Genomic DNA, 5,266 nt, shown 5'->3' on the forward strand with positions numbered 1-5,266 from the left:
GTCAGGTCTGGGTGGCTGCCAAAGCCGCCTTTGGTGAGAATAAGAATGTCGCGGTGCGTGCACCCACGGCGGTGGCTGCCATTCGGGGCACCAAATACCGGGCTGTGGCGGACACGGCCGAGAGCTCGGTTTTGGTTTACGAAGGGAAAGTGGATGTAATTTGGGCCGAGAAAGTGGAGGAGACCCAGCAGGGCGATAGCGGTAGGGGCGGCGCCCCGGGCGCGATCAGGATCGGCCCCCCGCAGGAAGTTGCCCCCCCAGAAGAAGTACCAGGACCCTACGAAGTCTCCCTCGAAGAGTGGATCACCCTGGTGGAAGGCATGCAGATTAATGTCAGGCGGGACGGTAAGTACCACATGTTCGAGTTTGACGCGGCGGCTGACGAACAACTGGAGTTTGTCCGCTGGAATAAAGATCTGGACGCGCAGCAAGGCCAGTAAATTTGACTGGTATGGCTTAGCCGGCTGATTTGTAGCACCTATGCCTGATAAGCTGAAGCGGCTTTTAATCGGGTCGGGGCTGGGACTGCTCTCAGCCCTTTTTGTTTGGGCAGTGACCTCGGCGAAGTGGTCTTTCCTGACGGAAATGGTCGACGGTTATGAATTCCGGTCCTACGATAGCCGAGCTCGGGCCCGAAACCTGGATTTTCAGGAAGAGTCCATTGACACGGTTCTGATAATTGATATTGATCAGCAGAGTATCAACGAGCTGGGCAACTATTTTCGCTGGTACCACGACCGGCATGCGGCGCTGATTGACTATCTTTCTTCCGGCCAACCCAAGGCGATCTTATTTGATATCCTCCTCGATCCCGAACCCGATCCCTACCGGGACACGGCCTTTGTGAATGCCACCTACCGGGCCGGGAGCGTCTATCATGCCATTGCGCTGTCCGAAGCGGACACCCTGAATTTCCAGTATCCCATGACAGCACCTCCCGAAGGCGTGCACCTGCACACGATGAGCGCGGGAGAAAGCCTGGAGGACGTGGCTCGGTTCTACTTTGGCGATCCCGCAGCGGCGGCCTACCTGCGTGACCTGAACGCTGATCTCCTGCCGCCTGATGGCCGAATCAGGGCGGGCCAGGTTGTCCGCATCCCCACCGTGCTGGATGCGGCCGCCAAAACCTTGCAGGTACCTCCTGAGGTCGCTGATCATTTCCCTTCAGGCGAGCGGTTTGACATCTCCTTTATTGATCTGCTAAATGCCAGCAAGGGAATCGGCAGTGCCAACTTCCCCCAGGACCCGGATGGTATCATCCGCCGAGGTCCCACGGCAGTCTATTTCTCCAGCGCTGACCAGGCCTATCCCAGCCTGACCATGGCCGCCATTATGGATATTCTCGACGTGCCCAAGGATGGCCTGGAATACGATTTTAAACACCGGCGATTGAGGATGGTCAACCGTAGTGGTCAAGTGGTGCGAAACATACCTGTTGATCCTCAGGGTCGCCTCTGGGTGAACTACTATGGCACCCACCGCACCTTCCGTTATATTCCCTATGCCTGGGCCACATCCGAGATGCTCCCGGCGGATTATTTTAAAGGGAAAATCGTGCTGGTAGGCTCGACCCTCGCCGGTTTGATGGACCTGCGTAATACCCCTGTCCAGGAAGCCTTTCCCGGAGTAGAGATCCATGCTAATGTGATCATGAGCATTCTCATGAACGAATTTGTACGCCCCATATCCAAGGTTTCTATGTTCTGGATCATGGCAGCTTTGGGTTTGGTATTGGGGGCTATTCTGGTCTGGTTTAAGGGCTTATTCTCGCTGTTGATTACAGTTATAGCTGCCGCGGGGTGGATGCTGTTCACCTACGCCTGTTTTCTGGGTGACCTGGTGGTGTTCGAGATGGTGCGGCCCATCATCGGGATAGGGGGCACTTTCCTCAGCGTTAATTTGTATCAATACCTCGTACTGGAGAAGGACAAGCGCTTCCTCCGCAAAACCTTTAGCACTTACATCTCGCCTGAGCTCATCGAGCAGATGGTGGATAGCAAGCATGAACCGCAGCTGGGAGGGGAGTCGGGCGTACGAACGGCCTTCTTCACCGACATCCAGTCCTTTTCCAGTTTCTCGGAGATACTTACCGCACCGCAACTCGTGGCGTTGCTCAACGAGTATCTCACCGCCATGACTGACATTCTCCTGAAGGAAGGAGGCACTCTGGACAAGTTCGAGGGTGATGCTATCGTTGGCATTTTTGGGGCACCGATGCCCATGGATGACCACGCCCTGCGGGCCATACGTACGGCACTCGGAATGCAGGAAACCCTGGCCGGGCTCAGGAAGAAGTGGGGCTCTGAAGGGAAAAAGTGGCCAGAACTGGTACACAATATGCGCATGCGTATCGGAATCAACTCCGGGGACTTCGTCACCGGTAACATGGGAATCACATCCCGCATGAATTATACCATGATGGGTGACGTGGTTAACACCGCCGCCCGGCTGGAGGCATCCGGCAAGCAGTATGGAATCTATATCCAGTGCACAACCGGTTCCCTGAACCTGGCCGGCCCTGACGCCTTTGAATGGCGGGAGATCGATAAGGTGCGGGTGGTAGGGAAGTCGGAAACGGTAGATACCGTCGAGATTATGGCCTGGAAAGGCGAACTTCCGGCAGCACTGCTGGAAATGCGCGACCTGTATCAGGAAGGCATGGCTCTTTATCGGCAACGACAATGGGACCGGGCCCGGCAAGTGTTCGAGCGGAGTGAACGTCTGGAGGAGGTCTTTCCCAAGCGTCCTACAACTCCCAGCCGCGTGTATATTGAACGCTGCGACCATTTCAAGGCCCATCCTCCCGGTGCTGACTGGGATGGCAGCTGGACCCTCACAGCGAAATAGCCGCGCAACTCAATACCGCACTCTCCCACCGACAACTCAGCGCAACAACAGAAAATGGGACTGAGTTCCCCGTAAGCCCCTCATCTGGCTGCAAAGTGCTTCCTCACCAGGGGTCGACGCAGTAATATTCAAAGGGTAATCTCCCGCGCTTAATAGGATTATAAATAACACTTCCTGAAAAGATATCGCTAGATGAGGCCAGTGCAGGTGCTAATCTGGGCAGCGGTGGTCATTTGGGCCGCATCTACTCAGACCTATGGCCAACAACGCATACTCCCGCTACGCTTGCCCGAGCTGCGGGAACTGTCCGCTTATTTTCATCAGCGCTATGAAGCTCAGCACCGGGAGGCGGAGAAACTGGCCGCTGCCAGTCGGCTGGCCGTACGGCTGGTATTGCCGGATGGTCGCCAAGCTGCGCTGCAACGGTTTTCTCGCGGACAGCCCTTCTATTATATCACCACCAATCTCAACGCGGCCCGAACCGTGGGTACCGATCGTGTCTGGCCGGGAGGCGGGCCTGGCCTGGCCCTTACCGGTGCGCAGCTGACCCTGGCTGTATGGGACGATGCCGGTATCCGGACAACCCACCAGGAGTTCGGGAACCGGATTGCGCCTATTGACGGCTGGACATCCATCAGCGACCACGCCACTCATGTAGCCGGGACAATCATCGCGGCCGGCGTAGTGGCCGCTGCTCGAGGGATGGCCTACGAAGCCAACGTTCACAGTTACGACTGGTATGATAACCTTGCAGAAATAGCCAGTGCCGCTGTCGACGGGCTCGCCCTTTCGAATCATTCCTATTGTATCGTAAGGGGCTGGCAGTGGAACTGGCATGGTGATGGGAAGTGGGCCTGGTTCGGCGATGAAGCCGTCAGTGCCACCGAAGACTACCTGTTCGGCTTCTATGATAGCACGGCCAGCGATTGGGACCAGATTGCGGTCAACGCGCCAGCTTATCTGATAGTAACCGCAGCCGGCAATGACCGGGCCGATGCGGGGCCGGAGCCGGGTGAATCGCACTGGGTTTGGGATGGCAGCCAATGGGTTTTATCCACCGAAGCGCGCAATCATGATGGGGACTATGACTGTCTCCCCGGGGGCGCCCAGGTGGCCAAGAACGTCCTGGTGGTGGGAGCCGTCCAGGATATTCCCGATGGCTATGCTGATACCACCGACGTAGTCATGACCAGCTTCAGTTCCTGGGGGCCTACCGATGATGGACGCATTAAGCCTGATTTAGTAGCCAATGGCATGGAGCTGTACTCGACCCTGGCATCTAGTGATACTGACTATGGCTCGTTCAGTGGCACCTCAATGGCGGCTCCCAGCGTTACCGGTTCCGTAGCACTACTGCAGCAGCACTATCAGCAGACTCACAATGGCAGCTTTCCACTGGCAGCCACCCTCAAGGCCCTGCTGATTCATACCGCCGATGAGGCCGGCAGTACCCGGGGACCTGACTATATTCATGGGTGGGGGCTGCTGAATACCGCGGCGGCAGCCACTCTGATCTCCCGGGACACTGCCACTCAAAGGACTATCCAGGAATTAACCCTTCATGAAGGGGAGGTCCACTCCGCTGCATTAACCTGCGACGGCACCGAGCCCCTCATGGTAACCATCAGCTGGTCCGACCCGCCGGGAACTGTCCCAGCAGCCCAGCTTGATCCTGAGACGCCAGCACTAATCAACGACCTGGACCTGCGGTTAACCCGGGCAATTGATGGCTGGAGCTTCTATCCCTGGCGACTGGCAGTTGAGAGTCCCACCGCGGCAGCCGTCCAGGCCGATAATAGTGTCGACAACGTAGAACAGATTCTTATCTCTACGCCAGATCCAGGAGAGTACACCATTACCGTGGACCACAAGCATACCCTCCTGGCAGGAACCCAGGACTTTTCCATGGTGATCACCGGGGCTTCTTTCCCCCAACAGCATCACGTCTTGGTCTGGGAAGGGGACTCGGCAGGTGTCGATTACAGCGGCACCTACATCCGTGATCTTCTTTTGAATACTGACAGTCTGGAGGTCACTTACACTACCACCTTCCCGGCCTCATTGGAAGGCTATGATGCCGTATTTCTGTCTTTCGGCCCCCCTGGTTCGGTGTCGATCAGAACCAAATTTGTTGACTCCATGGCTATTATCGTTCAAGGATATCTGGAGAGTGGTGGCTCCCTCTACCTGGAAGGCGGGGATGCCCTGGGTACTGACCAGAAGGACAATCCCGCCCTGCTGGCACTCCTGGGAATTGAAGCTGCAATTGATGGCTATGGGGCACCCAATCCTATCGATGAATTGGAGGGCCAGTCGCAGGCTATTACCAGTGGTATGTCGTTCAATTCCTCGAATCAGGTGAATACAACATACCTCGACTCTTTTGTCATTGGCAGCGGCACGGCGGCGTTTGTAGAGA

Annotated in this window: 3 protein-coding genes; all 3 read left to right on the top strand. The window is 56.5% G+C overall.

Annotation, left to right across the window (positions count from 1 at the left end):
• On the top strand, positions 1-440 hold a 440-nt coding region (locus tag ACETWG_11485; protein MFB0517208.1), incomplete at its 5' end, for a hypothetical protein.
• Positions 441-480: 40 nt separating this feature from the next.
• Positions 481-2,847: a CHASE2 domain-containing protein gene (locus tag ACETWG_11490; protein ID MFB0517209.1), complete on the top strand. Its 2,367-nt coding sequence runs from the start codon at positions 481-483 to the stop codon at positions 2,845-2,847.
• 192 nt (positions 2,848-3,039) lie between these two features.
• Positions 3,040-5,266: S8 family serine peptidase (locus ACETWG_11495; protein ID MFB0517210.1), on the top strand; the 2,227-nt coding region annotated here is incomplete at its 3' end.

This window comes from Candidatus Neomarinimicrobiota bacterium (genome assembly GCA_041862535.1).
In the GTDB taxonomy this organism is placed as follows: domain Bacteria; phylum Fidelibacterota; class Marinisomatia; order SCGC-AAA003-L08; family TS1B11.